A 15,915-nucleotide genomic window follows, 5' to 3' on the forward strand; every position below is an offset into this window, starting at 1 on the left:
TGTCGGATGAAATTTTGAGGATTCGCTCGATGTTCAATCTTGAACTGTTGGCTCATTAGCAAAGTATGAACCGTAGAAAAGAGGGTTTGTATTTTCGTTTCCATACTTACTTAACCCAATACTTAACTCTTAAGTTGACAGCATTGAGCGGACGCTTGCGCCAGAAACTTTCTTTATTTCCAGAAAAGATATGGGACACGATAAGGCCGATCCTTGCGGTGAGTTCCACTCAGAAAATATTTTGCCGTGAGTTATGCGCTAAGACTGTCCGTGCCGTGAACTATGCGCAAACGGCGGGATATGCGCAAACAAAAAACCTCTAAAAGAAGCGGCTTCTTTTAGAGGTTTTGGGAGGATTTATTCAAAATCAGTTTAGTAAGTCATAGCTAATGAGGCTAAAGCTTAGGGTCATCAAAGAATTTTCACGTACTACAAAAGAATACTTTTTGCCTTCGATAAGCTTGGCAGTCATAAGCGATTGGATATGAGGTGGCACATATAGTAATAATACCTTTCCATCGTCAGTTTTCATTTCCATTACCTGAGTTCCTTGTGGCATACCAATCATCACCGGATCAAATTTTGATTCCTTCTTTCCAGAGATTGATGTCAGTGTACCTTTTATACGTGCCATAGTTTTATGGTAGCCGGAGCGATAGTTAGGGTCATCACGTCGCTCTCCTATGGGTGTTTCCAATTCCTCCTGGGCTACTTTTTCCATAGCTGCAATATTTTGAAAACGGATGTCCCAGTTGTAATAATTGGTATTGCTATAAACTATATTGAATGCGTCTTCAAGAAAATTACTATTGTCATATTTGCCATTGGAACGTCGATAAGTGTCCGCAAATTCATTGTAGTGTTGCAATGTTTGCTTGAGTGTGTTTACAGTAGTTTCATCCAATTGTTCCGAAATACCAGGCATAGACGCCACACCTACTTCTTTTTGCTGAGGCGCTGCTACCAGACACACTCCATTGCCTAGTTCCAGCTTTCCAACTCGTAACTGACGTAGCATGGCCAGAGCATATTCATCACCCGACTTGCCCTGTAAATCTTTAGCTATAATAAAAACAACCTCCAGACCTTTCTCTTTCGTATAGTCAAATAACCTTTTGGATAGACTTTGTTTGACTGCCGGACTTACCAAATTTAGTTCATCAATGACAAAGCGGTCAAACTTAGTAGGAATAGCGGTCTCACTCACCTGTGGCAATACATCAGCACGTTCGGTCGTGGCCAAAGTAGCATCTGGTGATGTTTCGGAGGTAGTAGGTAATTCCGGGTTAGTTTCACCTGTAGTTGTAGTAGCAGTACTGTTTTCAACTTTCATTGCTGCAATCAATCCACTACAATCTGTTGACTGTTGCGTACAGGCTTGTTTCCAGCCATCTTCAATAGCATTCAACCGCTTTGGCCTGCCGGGATGGGTGGGGCCATCTTCTACTGGAATGAGTGTATTGATCGCTTTCTGCGCATCGGCTAGCACTGCCCCCATTTTATACAACACAAATCCACTAAACTTATCGGCTTCCAGTTCAGTTGGGGGTTGGCTACCACCTGGCATGATAGTATGTCCACAGAGGTGATGACCAATCTCATGAGCCAGAACGCTGATGGGTGCCCAGTTGCTATTTTGGGTTGCTGTGCGTACTTCGTTCATAAACTGTTTATTGTATGCAATAACCCGATGAGGCAAGTTGTCTTTTCCCATTACAATGATAGCTGCTGCATTAGGCACATCGGCTTCCATTACCTCAAAGTTTTGTGGCAACCCGGTAAATTTCATGATTTCACCAACTACAGCAGCGGCATCGGCATTGGTTCCAAAGTTAAGATTGTCAGGAGATAACGTTAGGGGTGCGCCATCATAAGAGCAGGCTTGTAATGCACCAGCAATATCTGCCACCATCTTTTTCTCATTGTCACTGGCCAGACCACTGGTATCTGATGAGCTTCCACAAGCCCATAACACACCTGTCAAAGTGGAGAGTAAAAGTGTTTTCTGAAAAGTTCTTTTTGTCTGCATAAAAAATTAATTTGTAATGTTTGAGTGAAAGGTTTGGTTTAGAAAGTTTGTCATGTCTTTTGTTTCCGAAATGGCGTTTCCGAAAAATAAAAAACAGTATTATTTAATAATCTGATTCATGATGAGTTTGACCAGTAGCCAGGCATAAAGATAAATCAGTCCCCGTTTGATACTAATGTATAAGACCAAAGCAATCAGAAGCTTCCACCATTCGGTGCGAAGCCGCAAAAAGAAAAACTGAGTAAATGCTATTGCTAGAATCACAACATCTACAATATCCATATAGATCTGTGAGTAGTGTTTGTGCCATAACTGCCATTGGGCGTCATTGATAAATAAATTAGGTAATAGATTCAGGATATTCAGCGCAATAATAACAAAGTGACAATAGGTAGCCAGTACCAGGTGCTCGGTAAAGTTATAGCGCAGGCGTTTCCAGAAAACCGTTAAGGTACCCACGGTAATGGCGATAATGCCCAATGAAAACGACCATTTCCCATACTCTTTTACCAATTCAATAACCCGGTTGGTTGCAGTATCGGCTGAGTGAATATAATTAGCCTTATCAATGACCAGCATTAGAATTCCAAGAGCTACGAGTAGGAGTTTTAGTGGATGCTGGTGTTTTTTTCGCATTCCCATCACATACTCACGGGCTACCAGACCGGGCTTGGTGAGAAGTTTGTATGCGGCCTGAACCAATTCCATTTCAAACCATCGCAGTGCCTGCCATATCTCATCCAAAATAAATTTGTAAGTAATACGCTTTACCTTACTTTGTCCGCACTGTATGCAATAATTTCCAGTTAAGTCTGCACCACAATTGCGACAAACATCCTCTGAAAAGTATTTTTTAGTAACTGAAAGATTGCTTGGATTATAGGCCATTTCTTCTGTTTTCTCCTCTTGATTGCACTACAAACCCAAAGGTTAACAGGTTAACAAGAATAATCTTGAAAAAAAGATGGAAATAAATACAGCACAGATGTGAATACCTATGGATAATGAATGGGCAATGCTGAAGAAACCTTGTTTTTTAAAGACAGTATGTCTTTTTTTGTGCTTTATGCCAGCGGCAGTGTTAACTTTTATAGTTTTAGGCAATGAAGCAATATGAGAATCCTGATGATGCTACACTAGTCAGGCAAATCCTGCAAGGAGAAGATTGGGCACTGACCCATGTGTATCATACGCATTGGCCAATGATTCTAAGGTTGGTTCAGCTCAATAGTGGAACAGAAGAAGATGCCAAAGATATTTATCAGGAAATAATCATTCATCTATACGAGAAAATCAAGGAGGGTAATTTTATACTTACCTGCCAGCTCAAAACCTATCTGTATGCTGTAGGCCGCAAGAAATGGTTGAATCGCCTGCGAGGAAACCATTTTGTAAGAGACTCTGAAGAAGTGCTGGAAGACCTGCCAGAAATTATTGAAGAAGAATCATTTATGCCTGAGCCAGCTCAATTGCAAAATGGTATAGAACAACTGGGTGAACCCTGCCGGACTCTGCTGATTTATTTTTATTATGAAAAGATGAGTCTGGAACAAATTGCGTCTCATATGCAATATGCCAGCCCAAATGTGGCAAAACAACAAAAATTCCGCTGCATCGAACGATTAAAGAAAAACTTTTTAAGCCTGCATACCAATGGATTCTGAGAATAATATAGAACGAATAGAGCGATATCTGCTGAATCAACTCAGTGAGCAGGAACGGATAGTATTGGAACAGCAGATGCATGCTGATGAGGTATTTCGGAAAGAAGTAGAGGCACAACGCTGGGCAATGACACAGGCTCGACAACTAGGTCGTGAGCAACTGAGATTAAAACTCAATTCCATTCATCAGCAAATGGATACGAATACAAATAAGCCATCTACAAAGCCAACACCTGCACCTTCCATCCAATCCACATGGATGAAGTATTGGCCGGTGGCAGCAGCTGTTGCTGCATTAGTTGTGGTGCTGGGAGTGATCTATACTACACGTACTTCTGATGAGATCACATCTGATCCAAAACCTGAACTAGTAATGGTGCCAGTACAGAATACAATTGGCTCAGGCTATGCAGGTACCGATTCACTGCCTAAAGAACCGGTACTGGTCTATCCTGACTCTGTGTTTCACTACCTGTTTTCGGATACATTACATATCTATGGACCTTTAGATAAATCCAAGATTGAGCTATTTTATGATGGTATTCAGCGCACCTATTTTATTCAGATTGATAGCCAGCGATATGCCATACATAAAGGAGGAGAAGGGAAACTACAGTAGACGATATGCCATGCAAATCATTTTCCAGCTGTACTGATGATGAAAATAAGTACGAGTAAATAAATAGAGGATGCAGGAATTGTCGTAATCCAAAATGCAGTCTTGAATTTCCATTCTGTATTATTTCGTTTAAAAAGCTGTTTATATAACCAGTTCATCAAGGCTGCTATTATCCAGAAACCAGCCAGAATAGCCAGGGTAAAACCAATCATCACACCTGAACGATCTTCACCACAGCAGCTATCACCTGACAGAAAGATCGCAAATAAGAACACCGGTGTAGCAATCAGCGCTATAACAGATAAAATGATAGAAAAAAGGTAATGCTTAAATTTAGACATACAATGTAACTCTTTTGGGTTTTGATTTTTGGTCGATTTAGCCACTTACTATATTGTATACAAGCTGGTGAAGATACAGAAATTTCGGTACTGACATACGAACAAAACCGGCCCAGAGGCCGGCTTGTTTGATAACAGAAGCAAAGCTTAAATCACATCTGCCAGAATGAGAATAGCCCATAACACGGCTGTACTTAGCGCCAAAGCGCCCAATATGTATACAATACTACTGGTAACTGCCAGCCCAATGATCAGAAGTAATAACCCTCCTGCACCTAACAACAATGGGGACTTATAATCAGAAAAACTCTTTTTACTTTTCTGTACAGAGTTTTCCTGTCGAAGGTTATTTTTTACTTTTTCTTTCTCCAGCTTTTTAATTACTGCTTTTACTACCAGGCGCTGTGCTACATTCAGTTTCTGGGTTTTCACCTGCGCCTTTAGTCCATGTTGTACCTCAGTGGTAGCATCCTGGGTTGTATTACTGGCTAGTACTTCTTCTGTTGGACTTTCATCCAATGCAGGAAGTGATTCTGCTGCTTGAAACTCTGCTTGAACAGATGTTTGGGCGGCAGCGACTGATTCTCTAGGAGTGTTCTCGATTTCCAATGCCAGTTGATGAGCCTGTTCTGGTGTGAATTGCTGACTTACACGAGAAGTGGTACAACTGGTTGCACTTACTAACAAGGCTGCTACCATCCAGGTGTAAAAAGAAGACATACGTTTTTTCATGTGGCGTAATGTTTTGAAATGATAGTGAAAAATGATAGTCAGAAGAATATCTATCTGCTGACAATGCTTGATTACAAGAGCCACCTGAGGTTAACAGCAGAAATAGTTTTTTTTCCAAAAAGGAAGTGCAAACCATTTTTCATGTTGCACGAGGTATAAAATAGCTACGTCAAATACACTACGTTCTGTTTATAGCTATAGTCACAAAGTTTATATGGCCATCAGGCCGACTTTAGAGGTTGTATCTTATAGGTAAAAGAGGATAATGACTGCCAGCGGATGTAAATCCAGCTTGCAGCAATCGTCATTACCAAAACCCCAATTAATCCATAGGAACCTGCCCATAAAGAAGGCATTTTAGATGTATCGACTAGAAAGTGTGTAAAGGTGTTGGTTGTCCAGGTAAGTGCGCCATGCATAAGAGCTGGCACAAAGATACAGCGGCTCCTGACATAGAAATATTGAAGAATGATACCTGTGGGTACACAAAAAAGAACCATCATTATGTTTCCGGCAATAGGCTGACCTGGATATTTCAATCCCAGTAAGATACCTATTGCCTGCCAGATAGCCCATATAAACCCGCCCACAATGAGTGCTGTTGCCTGCGGATATATGCACATCAGCCTGGGTAACAAAAAGCCACGCCATCCGATTTCCTCACCCAAAAACAAAAAAATATTGAGCATTGGAGCCAGAAATAAATTGATAAAAAACACAAGGCAGATGGTAGAGGCTGTATTGCCTGTGAATAAAGTGGTGTGCTGTGTCTCAATTTGAATGGCTTGTAGTGACTTTCGCATTTCAGGATACACTAGTACCGAAAGCGAAAAGCTGCAACTTACCAACAGAAACACCAGGACAGGCCCTAGTATCCAGTATCGGTTGAAGCGTATCTGTAGTTTGCTAAAACTATTCCAGAGTAATGTTCTTTTTCTGCAAGCATATAGTATAAATACCGTTAGCCCTGGAACATATACAGTATAAAGGGCTACAGGAAACTGATGAAAGCCGCCTTTTTCATAAGCAATGGCACCTAGTCCATAGGTAATTACAAATACAGGAATCAAAAACTGAATAATTTCTTTCTTTAGTTCTTTTGCCATAGATGGGTATCTTTTACGAAGATTTGCTTATGCAAACTCCTACAGTGCAGGGTTTTCGAGTATGCCCCGGTTTTTTTGAAGCAACTGAATAGTAGTAATGATCTGTTGATATTCCTTATAAAGAATCCGCTTACGGATTACAAACCAACAGACAATAGTCCAGAGTGTATATCCTATGCCTGAAACCCAATGGACTGTTGCAGATTCGGTTTTTAATATTTCAATACCTAACAATACCATACACACATTCAGGACAATGATATAAAAGTTACCATGTATATGGAGTATTTTCCGTCGCAGATCAAAGTAATTCTGCCAAAGTAGAATGTGTTCTGACGGTATCTGTAAGGAATTGATTCTGAGAAGAAAAAATACACAAACCCATTGTAGTATACTTTGCAGCAGGCATAGACCAACCAGCGTAAAGGCAGCTATATAACTGGTGGAATAATATAAATTTATATTGCCGTACAAAAACAGGTAGGCCAGAAATAAGGTTGTTGCCAAGAAAGTCACTCCTGAGAAAACAAGCTGGCGAATAAGCTTGTGTCTGGTAGATTGTGACTTGAGGAACAAGTCCTGAAATGCAGGAATAGCCACAGGTGCTTTCTGTGTTTTCCATAAGGTTTGTAGTGCATCGAACTCGGTCATGTTTCTACTGTTTTTGTAACTCTGTGAAAATGGTAGCCAACTGTTTTTTTACACGATGAATTTTAACCCGTAAAGTCCCTTCCTGAATACCTAGCGCTTCAGCTATCTGTTCGTAGGGTAATTCCTGAAGCACCATCCCGATGAGCAGGCGGTCAGGTTCAGGCAGTTGCTGAATGGCCTGGTATAACAGTGTAATGGATTGTTCATCGTCAATATTCTGGTCATCAGAATGGTGAGTCAGTAATGTTTGCGTTAGCGAATCAGTTTGTTTGTTTTGGGTACTACGTATATGGCCCAAACAGGTATTTACCGCAATGCGGTAAATCCAGGTTCGGACTTGCGCCTCTCCCCGAAACTTAGTACGGTTTTTCCAGACCAGAATAAAGGTTTCCTGTAACAAGTCATTGGCCAGATCCCGGTCGTTGCAATAACTCAGGCATAACTGATAAATTTGGTGGGAATACGACTGATACAATGCGGCAAAAGCTGCGTCAGATAGTAATTCACTCACAAGGGTTTATTGATAAAGGTTATCACTTCTTTTACGAACCAAGCCGGCTCATCCCAGTGCATAAAGTCTTTGCCAGTTTCGGTAAGGACAGTTTTGTGGTTTGGCAGTGAACTAAAAAAGTTCTCATGCATTTTATAGCCCTCTTCCAGAGGCATTTTTTTCAGGTTTTTACCAAAATACCAGGTACCTATTGTCAGTACTGGAATTTTGATAGAAGGTAATTGCGCCCGCAAATCTGTCTGAAGTTGATCAGCCAGTACACTGGCAATGGTTTTTCGGTCTGACTGTGTAAGCCAATGCGCATATTGTCTGGCTTTGACAGTATCATGGGTGATCATCCCTTTCCCTGTTTGATACATCATCTGTGCAAAGTCAGTAGCCGATGCTGCCAGATAGCCACTCTTCGCCTGAGAAGCATAGGTAGTTGCATCAGTTGCGGTGGCAGCCGGATTCAGAATCTGTGCCAGGAACGGGTAGGTATCTATGACAATGAGTTTAGATACAGCTGGTTGATTATGGAGTTGAAGTGCCAGAAACCCGCCATAGTTCATACCCAACAAAGTAATTTCCTTCAGTTTTTTTGTTTTTATGTAATTCCGAATCTGAGTCAGATATTGCTGAGTGTAGTTGCTGTCAAGTGGAGTTTGCCCGGCAAAGCCAGCCAGAGAAATGATATGACATTGGTAGGTTTTTCCTAATTCGTTGGCTACATACTGCCACATTTCACCAGGGCAGCCAATATGAGGAATAAATAAAACAGGCTTGCCTTTACCTGAGACTTTTACTTCAATGGCTGGTATTTGCGAATAGCTGAAAGTAATAAGGCAGATGAAAAACGAAAGTGTAAATGTGATGGATTTGTAACTGACTTTCATGGTGTAGTGTGTTTTTTGGAAGGTTAGATGTAGGCGGTTTGTGATTGTTACAGAAAAAGAAATATTTTTTTTAGACAAGCTCTAAAAATCAAACTTCTGGCAAAAGGCTACAGCCGAACAGATCTTAAATACACTCCTAACTAACTACAGAACTGATTACAAAATATTTTGTACTAACTCCTGTTAACCATTTCACCTATCTGCAATAGAGCTATATAAAATCAGTTCTTTTAATTATCAAATCTATGAGAAGTCTATTTTCTATTCCATTTTTAGTTGTAAGCACTTTATCTGTTTTTGAATCACCTTCTGTTTCGCCTGTTGCTGAAAAACAACCAATTAGTGTATCTGGCAACATCACTTCAATCAAACATGAATCCGGATTGCCGCAGTTGCCTGTAAAGATCCATTATACTTTTACCAGTGATGGATTTGTACATGCTACGGGTATAGTTACTAACACTACTGGTCATTGGCTTAGCAATGTATTTTTACGGATTGATATAGTTGATGCACAAGGTAAAAAATTGAAAGTCAGGAATCTGGTAGAGGAAAATTTTAAAAGTGGTGCTTCTGATGACTTTTCTCTAGCCATATCCTGTATCCCTCCCAATGCTGAAGTTCCATTTGAATATCTTCGAGACATGAAACGTATTGAGGGGGTATATAACAAACTAACTCTGAAAGCCGAAGGGGTCATTGTCAATGGAGGTGGTACCGAACTATCAATTACTCAAACCGAATCAAAAAAAGAATATGGTGCTATTATTAGCCGTGGCACTGTTGCATTGGAGTCAGGAAGCTGCCATACACCAGGTGTGGTCGCTGTTGGGTATGACAAAATGGGTAAAGTTCAAAAAGTAACGTCTAACGTAGTGTATAAAAATAATGATGGAAATGCAATGGGTGAGTCATTTACTGATTTTTCAGTAGGTGATAAGGGATACTTTAAAATTACCTTACGACCATCCTATAATACTAAAGGAAAGCCTGTTGGTGAATTGCAAACTGTAAAGTTGTTCAGTACCTGTAAGTGCCAGTAACTACAAAATAGTATCTTTGAAAGCTCAAAAAAATCTGATATCATTCGCTTATTATCAATGGCCTGTATGAAAAAAAATAGTGTAATTATTTCTCTTTTCTTCTTTTGTTTCAGTTTGGTTATTCAGGCTCAAACGCTGAAATCTGTCACTGATATCGAAAAAAAATACAAAGACTGTGTAGCACCTGGATATGGATTTATTGATTGTAGCAATACCTACTATGACAATCTGGATGATTTGCTGAATGTGGCTTATAAGAAAATACGTAGCACAATGACTCCTGAACAAAAAAATGCATTGAAAACCGAACAAGTCAAATGGTTAGCCAAACGTGATGCTTATTTCAAGAAGCTGGATAACCAATATTTTGATGCTATGGAAGCTGGTGGTGGTGATGAAATGGAGCGCTCAGCAGCTATTTTTGATAAAGCCGAATATGTGAAAGTGCGAGTAAAAGAACTGATCCAACGACTACCCAAATAAATTCCCCCCACTTAGAATAAATCCGGTCTCTGATAAGAGCCGGATTTATTTTTTGTATTTACTCTAACTCTGGATTAAGGCTTCCTGTTTTGACTATTTTTCCAGATCTCATTTGTTGTATAGTGCATATAATTTGCATTTCTATTAGGCTAAGGAATGACAATATTCAGAGTTTATAGCTTTATAAAAAACGAAATAAGTTATTATAGGTGATTACTTTACTTTTTTACGGCATTAGTTACTATTTTCAAAATAATTTAAACACTTTTTCGTTCTAAGGCAAATAAACACCACTTAACCTATATCCACTAACTCTTATGAGAATACTTACTGTCTTATTTTTTTTAAATATTGGTACACTATGTGTTGCGAAGGAAATCGTATTGAAGGGACAGTTTTTGAAAGGAAGGGTTCCTGATAAAGTCGCAATTACACTTTTTTATGGTACTATCTCTGGAAAAGGCGATTTCGATGTTTTAGTTAAGAATGGGCATTTTGAATTAAAAGGTATATTATCTCATCCTTGTCTCGCTTTGGTAAAAGCGACTGGTGCACCTCAGGAATTTGGAATCTGGTTAGATGATGGTACAATTGATGCAACCTTTGAGATCTATAATCATCCATCAATGAATAGACCTTACCTGGCTACTATCTCTTCTACAGGAACTGTCGATACTGAATTTTACACCCAGCTATATAATCATCTTAAAGTGTTAAGCCAAAAAGATAAACTTACTGGTGCTACTATTTACAAAGAGTTACAAAAGGATATAGAGCCTCATATTGAGCGATATCCTTCTTCCTATTTATCCTTAATATTAGTGGGAAATTTTATGGATGAGCTAGGAGAAGCTTGGGGAAAAAAATACATGAGTTATTTAGACCAGAGTCTGTTTAATTCCAGACCTGGAAAAGATTTACTACGCAAGATAAAGAGAGATGCAACCAATCAGGTAGGTTTTAAAATGGCTGATTTTGAGTTGCCAGATACAACAGGTAAGCCTGTTTCATTGAAAGACATACACTCAACGTATACTTTATTGGATTTCTGGTCTTCCTGGTGTGGCCCTTGTCGTGCAGAGAATAAGTTATTGGCAACGATTTATACAAAGTACAAAAGTAAAGGGCTTGAGATTGTGAGTATATCAATGGATCAAACAAAGAAACCATGGCTTAACGCAATCCACAAAGATGGACTTACCTGGCTTCAGTTATGTGATTTTAATGCCTAGAATGGTGTAGTTGCCAAACAGGTTAATCTCACCAGTATTCCTTACAATATATTGCTGGACAAAGATAAGAAGATTGTTGCCGTAAATTTAAAGGATGGAGAGTTAGAAACGATGCTTGAAAAATTGCTATCTAATTAAACTGCGGATAGCCTAAAATTCAAATTCGTGTATCTCTGGGTTGTCAAATATCTCCTGAGAAAATTCCTTGTGATTCTTTTCAGAACCGGTAACTGTCCAGGTGGCAGTTACCAGGTTTCCTATACGGTTGTGTTTAGATTGTTTAATTTTTAGGTCAAATCTGCGAAGCTCTTTCTCATAGTGTTTTATACTACCCTGGCCTTGTTTAAAAACAATTCTATAATTTCGAATTTGTTGCTTATGGTCAATAAGTCTTTGAACGTACACCAGCAAGAATAAAATAAACAGCACTAAAACAACTCCAACCATTGCTATACTATAATAGCCACTTCCGATACACATTCCCAATGCTGCTGTAACCCACACAGTTGCTGAAGTGGTCAAGCCACGAACATGACTTTCTTCTCTGAAAATAATACCTGCGCCCAGAAAGCCAATACCAACTACTATATTTGAAGCAATACGTTCAGTACCTTTGCCTATGTAGTTAGACATAATTGTGAATAGGGTTGCTCCAACACAAATAAGAGCAATTGTTCGCAACCCAGCAGACTTACTTCTATATTCCCGTTCCGCTCCAATTACCGAACCTGCCAGCAAGGCCATAAACAGTTTAAAAAAATCTTCGTAATGCATCATAAGAATTGAAAGGATGTGTTTCAAACATACTCAGCTATACCTTAAAAACTACAAAACCCTGACCTTCTGCCCAGGGTTTTGTAGTTTTATAGACGTTCGGATTAATCATCCAGATTATGCTTTGTGATATTCGGCTCAGAGGGTGGTTCGAAGATATGAATACCCCGACGAACGTAGGCTGGAGTCTCTGTTTTTTCTCGTATGTCTTCCAATGTAAGCGTACTGTTTAATTGTCGTAAGTCCTTTCGCTCTCCTAACTTTTTACGCTGTAAAAAGAGTTCAACTTCTTCTGACGGCTGAGATATGGGAGCAATTGGCTTTTCCTCAACTACTGATGAGGATTCCAATACTACAGGTGTAGGACCACCTACTGTAGATTTATCTTCCAGTGAAAATTCAAAAGGTAATGGCTTATTTACCTGTCCAGCAGGTACATTAACAACAACTTCTGGCTGAGAAACAGGTATCACCTCTACTTTGACTGGTTGTACAGGCTCTGATTCTATAATTGCTTTTACCGCAGTGTTTTCAGGTGCATCAAAGCCAGTAGCAATAATGGTTACCCGGATATGTTGTCCTAAAGAATCGTCAATAATATCACCATGAATCAATTCATCTACAAGGATACCTGTCTTCTCCTCAATATATTTCATGATTTCTTTAGTCTCACCCATGGTCATTTCAGCTTCCTGGCTGTAGAACATCGTAACCAGGATCTTTTTCGCCCCACGAATATCTCGACTATTCAATAATGGAGAGTTTAAAGCTGCCTCAATTACTTTTCTTGCACGACTTTCACCCTGAGCTGTTGCAGATCCAATCACCGCTTGACCTGCGTTTTTCATTACTTTCTTTACATCTTCAAAATCGACGTTTACATAACCAGGAACGGTAATAATTTCCGCAATACTTTTTGCTGCGTTAGTTAAGATATTATCTGCTTCTGCAAAGGCCTTACTTTTGGGAAGGTCTCCAAATATCTCAAGAAGTTTATCATTGGAAATAAGCAGAACTGTATCACAGTATTGTTTCAATTCATCAATGCCTTTGAATGCATTCTGAATTTTAATACGGCCTTCAAAGCTGAATGGTGCTGTGACAATAGCAACAGTCAAAACACCCATTTCTTTTGCAATTCGAGATATCACAGGTGCGGCTCCCGTTCCCGTCCCGCCACCCATACCGGCAGTGATGAAAACCATCTTTACATTGGGAGTGAATAATGCTTTAATATCTTCTTCACTTTCCAACGCAGCGGCTCTGCCTTGGTCAGGATTTGCACCTGCACCTAATCCTTCCGTAAGACTTGCGCCTAACTGAATCTTATATGGTACAGGACTAGATGTTAATGCTTGTGCGTCTGTGTTACAAACCACAAACTCAACATCCCGGATTCCCTGCCGAAACATGTGGTTAACAGCATTTCCACCACCACCACCAACACCAATCACCTTGATAATGGACTGATTATTGATGGGTAAGTCAAATTTTACGTTGCCTATATTAAACATATCGGTTGTGTGGGCTCTTAAATAATATCTTTCTAAACTTTAACTAAAACCGCTGATATCAATAACATTTAATAATCATTCTTATCCTCCAGATCTTCTGACAGCCATGTTCGGATTTTTCCAAATAATCCCCCTCCATTGTTTGTCTTAGGTGGATCATTGCGTGGTGTAACGGTTGGTTTAATTTGCTGATAACGGTTCTCTCTTGCATCTAGTGCATGAAATCCAACTAAGACCATCCCGACAGCTGTGGCATAGCAAGGTTCTTTGATAAAACTAACAGGACTTAATCCCAAGTGTTCTCCTGAATTACCAATTCGTGTTGGCATATCCGTTAGTTCTTCAAATAATTTATCTATATTCTGAAGTAATGCAGTTCCTCCTGTCAGTACGATCCCCACATTCCGAATACGGCTTTTATAACCTGACTTTTCAATTTCCATGTACACCATCTCAATTATCTCAGTCAGACGTGCTTCTATGATTTGAGCTACATTTTTCATGGACACCAGTGTAGGTTGGCGATCCCGTAAGCCAGGAACAACAATCCGGTCTTTGTGGCTTGTGAACTCAGGCGTTGCCATGCCGTATTTAACTTTCATTACCTCAGCCTGATTACGGGTTACTCCACATCCATGAGAAATATCCCGAGTAATTACATCTCCTCCAAAAGGTAATACAGCTACATGTCGAACAATTCCCTCATGGTAGATTACCACATCTGTAGTTCCTCCTCCAATATCAACCAGTACAACACCTTGTTCTTTTTCATCTTCACTCAATACTGCAAGCCCTGAAGCCAATGGAGAGAAAAATACTTTATTTACTTCAAGGCCTGCACGACGCATACAAATCCCCAGATTTTGCATCACAGTTGACTGCACACTGATTACATAAAAGTCTGCATCAAGTCGTACTCCCAGCATTCCAACAGGGTCTATTACTCCACTCTCTCCATCCACACGATATTTTTGCGGAAGTACATGAATGTTTTGGCTGCCCAATGGAGGTGTGACACGCTGCATATCTTCATTAAGCTGAGCAACATCCTGAATACTAATCTCCTCCTGCGTATTCCGGCGGGTCAATCCCAGCCGATGTTGTATACCCTTGATATGTATGCTGTCGATATTAACATTTACCTCTCCCACACTAATGTGGCCTTCCACACTGGTTTGTAGTTGATGTATTGCCTGATGAATCGCTTCTGATGTACGATCAATTTTTGTAACAATGCCTGAACGAACCACTCCCTCTTCCAGAGGTGCTTTACCAAACCCCAGAACCTCTATTTTTCCATACTCGTTTTTACGGCCTGCAATAACACACACCTTGGTGGTGCCAATATCGAGACCCACTACAATTTTATCGTCCATGTTGCTGCTCTTATCCCGCCTTTGTCGGGATGAGTGTTATTTCTGTAAGACTAGTCAGTTGCCCTCCTGTTTCAGAAACTTTTTTGAATGACCTAAATAGTATTTTTTAATGCAAAAAGTCTGCTTTTGTAAACTCTGCCAGATTATTCACAGACAATCTGATTCTGATACGCAACATTCACTCTTCTGTACCGGTTCCATCCCTGAGCAGGCATCACTTTCTGGTAAAAAATCCGAATCTTTTCAAATTTTCGTTTAATATCAGTTGGAGTACCAAACTCAATAATTTGTCGGCCAAGTTGAGGATACATCTGAATTGTACCGTCCTCTAATATTACTACTTGTGTTATTAACGCTTTAAAAAAGCGCTCATTATCAATCTGCTGTAATAATTCAAAATATTCCTTTGCTGTGCTATCTGCTTGTAAATTTTTATGGAGCAGCTTCTTTAGACCTCTTCCCTCTACTAATACAACCCTTGCTGTAAATCTTTCAGATAGAGGTAATATTTCTCCATCTTCACTAATGTATGCATCTGGAACATGGCTATCCGTTACACGGGCAATAGGTCGATTCTGCTGAATTATAACATTCAGCTTTCCCATCAGATCCACATATACCTGGCAACTTTTAACGAATTTATTGGTTTTAAGCCTTAATTCCAGATTTTTCAAATTTATTTCCTTAAAGGATTGACCATCAATTCGTTCTGTTCCGTTATTTGTTAATAAAGCTAAAACATCGATATCATTGATGAAATAGGTATCATATGCATCCTCAATGTGAATATTAATTCCCGAACAAACTTTATTATGTTGTTTATTTTCTACAAAGCCAATCAGAATAAAAAAGCACAATGCTCCTGCTAGTATCTTTACAGGAGTTCTTAGCTTGATCTTCCCTAAACTACCAAACATAGAAAGCTTGTGTCTTAAATGAAAAATTTTAATCAGGCCTAATTCTAG

At 39.6% G+C, this 15,915-nt stretch carries 17 protein-coding genes; 5 read left to right on the top strand and 12 right to left on the bottom strand.

What is annotated here, in order from left to right; all coding sequences use genetic code 11:
- Positions 1 to 367 precede the first annotated feature (367 nt).
- Positions 368 to 2,029 carry a TPM domain-containing protein gene (locus QNI15_RS12045; RefSeq protein WP_314031935.1) on the bottom strand — a complete coding sequence of 554 codons (1,662 nt, stop codon included), beginning with the start codon at positions 2,027 to 2,029 and terminating at the stop codon, positions 368 to 370.
- A 99-nt stretch (positions 2,030 to 2,128) separates the two neighbouring features.
- Positions 2,129 to 2,917, bottom strand: coding sequence for a DUF3667 domain-containing protein (locus tag QNI15_RS12050; protein WP_314031936.1), 789 nt, complete (start codon positions 2,915 to 2,917; stop codon positions 2,129 to 2,131).
- A gap of 215 nt (positions 2,918 to 3,132) precedes the next feature.
- On the opposite strand from QNI15_RS12050, the gene QNI15_RS12055 reads away from it, so the two are divergent.
- Together QNI15_RS12055 and QNI15_RS12060 are read left to right on the top strand one after the other, a co-directional pair.
- Entirely contained in the window at positions 3,133 to 3,693 is a 561-nt protein-coding gene (locus QNI15_RS12055) for an RNA polymerase sigma factor (RefSeq protein ID WP_314001101.1), read from the top strand.
- On the top strand, positions 3,683 to 4,312 hold the full coding sequence (locus QNI15_RS12060) for a hypothetical protein (RefSeq protein ID WP_314031938.1): 630 nt from the start codon (positions 3,683 to 3,685) through the stop codon (positions 4,310 to 4,312). The genes QNI15_RS12055 and QNI15_RS12060 overlap by 11 nt, the downstream gene beginning before the upstream one ends.
- Before the next feature lie 17 nt (positions 4,313 to 4,329).
- Here the strand turns inward: QNI15_RS12060 and QNI15_RS12065 are convergent, their stop codons facing one another.
- The 6 genes from QNI15_RS12065 to QNI15_RS12090 all read right to left on the bottom strand — a co-directional run bounded on the left by QNI15_RS12065 (position 4,330) and on the right by QNI15_RS12090 (position 8,528).
- A complete protein-coding gene (locus QNI15_RS12065) occupies positions 4,330 to 4,653 on the bottom strand; it encodes a hypothetical protein (RefSeq protein ID WP_314031940.1) in 324 nt (107 codons plus the stop codon).
- A gap of 147 nt (positions 4,654 to 4,800) precedes the next feature.
- Entirely contained in the window at positions 4,801 to 5,385 is a 585-nt protein-coding gene (locus QNI15_RS12070) for a hypothetical protein (protein ID WP_314031942.1), read from the bottom strand.
- Between the two features lie 221 nt (positions 5,386 to 5,606).
- Positions 5,607 to 6,491: a CPBP family intramembrane glutamic endopeptidase gene (locus QNI15_RS12075; RefSeq protein WP_314001109.1), complete on the bottom strand. Its 885-nt coding sequence runs from the start codon at positions 6,489 to 6,491 to the stop codon at positions 5,607 to 5,609.
- A gap of 39 nt (positions 6,492 to 6,530) precedes the next feature.
- Positions 6,531 to 7,142 (bottom strand): hypothetical protein, encoded by a 612-nt coding sequence (locus QNI15_RS12080; RefSeq protein WP_314001111.1) that lies wholly within the window; start codon positions 7,140 to 7,142, stop codon positions 6,531 to 6,533.
- A gap of 4 nt (positions 7,143 to 7,146) precedes the next feature.
- The gene (locus QNI15_RS12085) at positions 7,147 to 7,653 is read right to left on the bottom strand and encodes an RNA polymerase sigma factor (RefSeq protein WP_314001113.1); all 507 of its coding nucleotides are present in this window, start codon (positions 7,651 to 7,653) and stop codon (positions 7,147 to 7,149) included.
- Positions 7,650 to 8,528 carry an alpha/beta fold hydrolase gene (locus QNI15_RS12090; protein ID WP_314001115.1) on the bottom strand — a complete coding sequence of 293 codons (879 nt, stop codon included), beginning with the start codon at positions 8,526 to 8,528 and terminating at the stop codon, positions 7,650 to 7,652. Before QNI15_RS12090 ends, QNI15_RS12085 begins: the two co-directional genes overlap by 4 nt.
- Positions 8,529 to 8,773: 245 nt before the next feature.
- Here QNI15_RS12090 and QNI15_RS12095 point away from each other — a divergent pair, with 245 nt between their 5' ends.
- From QNI15_RS12095 to QNI15_RS12105, 3 genes are all read left to right on the top strand, one after another.
- Positions 8,774 to 9,571: an FxLYD domain-containing protein gene (locus QNI15_RS12095; protein WP_314001117.1), complete on the top strand. Its 798-nt coding sequence runs from the start codon at positions 8,774 to 8,776 to the stop codon at positions 9,569 to 9,571.
- Between the two features lie 66 nt (positions 9,572 to 9,637).
- The gene (locus tag QNI15_RS12100; RefSeq protein WP_314001119.1) at positions 9,638 to 10,054 is read left to right on the top strand and encodes a lysozyme inhibitor LprI family protein; all 417 of its coding nucleotides are present in this window, start codon (positions 9,638 to 9,640) and stop codon (positions 10,052 to 10,054) included.
- A gap of 317 nt (positions 10,055 to 10,371) precedes the next feature.
- Positions 10,372 to 11,286 carry a peroxiredoxin family protein gene (locus QNI15_RS12105; protein WP_314031944.1) on the top strand — a complete coding sequence of 305 codons (915 nt, stop codon included), beginning with the start codon at positions 10,372 to 10,374 and terminating at the stop codon, positions 11,284 to 11,286.
- A 150-nt stretch (positions 11,287 to 11,436) separates the two neighbouring features.
- Here QNI15_RS12105 and QNI15_RS12110 read toward each other — a convergent pair whose 3' ends face one another.
- The 4 genes from QNI15_RS12110 to QNI15_RS12125 form a co-directional block, all read right to left on the bottom strand.
- On the bottom strand, positions 11,437 to 12,063 hold the full coding sequence (locus QNI15_RS12110) for an MgtC/SapB family protein (protein ID WP_314001123.1): 627 nt from the start codon (positions 12,061 to 12,063) through the stop codon (positions 11,437 to 11,439).
- Between the two features lie 101 nt (positions 12,064 to 12,164).
- Positions 12,165 to 13,574 carry a cell division protein FtsZ gene (ftsZ, locus tag QNI15_RS12115; RefSeq protein ID WP_314001125.1) on the bottom strand — a complete coding sequence of 470 codons (1,410 nt, stop codon included), beginning with the start codon at positions 13,572 to 13,574 and terminating at the stop codon, positions 12,165 to 12,167.
- Positions 13,575 to 13,642: 68 nt separating this feature from the next.
- A complete protein-coding gene (gene ftsA, locus QNI15_RS12120) occupies positions 13,643 to 14,950 on the bottom strand; it encodes a cell division protein FtsA (protein ID WP_314001127.1) in 1,308 nt (435 codons plus the stop codon).
- Positions 14,951 to 15,093: 143 nt separating this feature from the next.
- Entirely contained in the window at positions 15,094 to 15,867 is a 774-nt protein-coding gene (locus tag QNI15_RS12125; protein ID WP_314001129.1) for a cell division protein FtsQ/DivIB, read from the bottom strand.
- Between the last annotated feature and the right edge of the window lie 48 nt (positions 15,868 to 15,915).

Source organism: Xanthocytophaga flava (genome assembly GCF_030068545.1).
GTDB lineage: Bacteria > Bacteroidota > Bacteroidia > Cytophagales > 172606-1 > Xanthocytophaga > Xanthocytophaga flava.

Excerpts from the sequence above, each read along its gene's own strand:
- QNI15_RS12090 (WP_314001115.1), bottom strand. The coding sequence starts at position 8,528 with ATGAAAGTCAGTTACAAATCCATCACATTTACACTTTCGTTTTTCATC.
- QNI15_RS12095 (WP_314001117.1), top strand. The coding sequence starts at position 8,774 with ATGAGAAGTCTATTTTCTATTCCATTTTTAGTTGTAAGCACTTTATCT.
- QNI15_RS12065 (WP_314031940.1), bottom strand. The coding sequence starts at position 4,653 with ATGTCTAAATTTAAGCATTACCTTTTTTCTATCATTTTATCTGTTATA.
- QNI15_RS12070 (WP_314031942.1), bottom strand. The coding sequence starts at position 5,385 with ATGAAAAAACGTATGTCTTCTTTTTACACCTGGATGGTAGCAGCCTTG.
- ftsZ (WP_314001125.1), bottom strand. The coding sequence starts at position 13,574 with ATGTTTAATATAGGCAACGTAAAATTTGACTTACCCATCAATAATCAG.
- QNI15_RS12050 (WP_314031936.1), bottom strand. The coding sequence starts at position 2,917 with ATGGCCTATAATCCAAGCAATCTTTCAGTTACTAAAAAATACTTTTCA.
- QNI15_RS12045 (WP_314031935.1), bottom strand. The coding sequence starts at position 2,029 with ATGCAGACAAAAAGAACTTTTCAGAAAACACTTTTACTCTCCACTTTG.
- ftsA (WP_314001127.1), bottom strand. The coding sequence starts at position 14,950 with ATGGACGATAAAATTGTAGTGGGTCTCGATATTGGCACCACCAAGGTG.
- QNI15_RS12100 (WP_314001119.1), top strand. The coding sequence starts at position 9,638 with ATGAAAAAAAATAGTGTAATTATTTCTCTTTTCTTCTTTTGTTTCAGT.
- QNI15_RS12125 (WP_314001129.1), bottom strand. The coding sequence starts at position 15,867 with ATGTTTGGTAGTTTAGGGAAGATCAAGCTAAGAACTCCTGTAAAGATA.
- QNI15_RS12080 (WP_314001111.1), bottom strand. The coding sequence starts at position 7,142 with ATGACCGAGTTCGATGCACTACAAACCTTATGGAAAACACAGAAAGCA.
- QNI15_RS12110 (WP_314001123.1), bottom strand. The coding sequence starts at position 12,063 with ATGATGCATTACGAAGATTTTTTTAAACTGTTTATGGCCTTGCTGGCA.
- QNI15_RS12060 (WP_314031938.1), top strand. The coding sequence starts at position 3,683 with ATGGATTCTGAGAATAATATAGAACGAATAGAGCGATATCTGCTGAAT.
- QNI15_RS12075 (WP_314001109.1), bottom strand. The coding sequence starts at position 6,491 with ATGGCAAAAGAACTAAAGAAAGAAATTATTCAGTTTTTGATTCCTGTA.
- QNI15_RS12105 (WP_314031944.1), top strand. The coding sequence starts at position 10,372 with ATGAGAATACTTACTGTCTTATTTTTTTTAAATATTGGTACACTATGT.
- QNI15_RS12055 (WP_314001101.1), top strand. The coding sequence starts at position 3,133 with ATGAAGCAATATGAGAATCCTGATGATGCTACACTAGTCAGGCAAATC.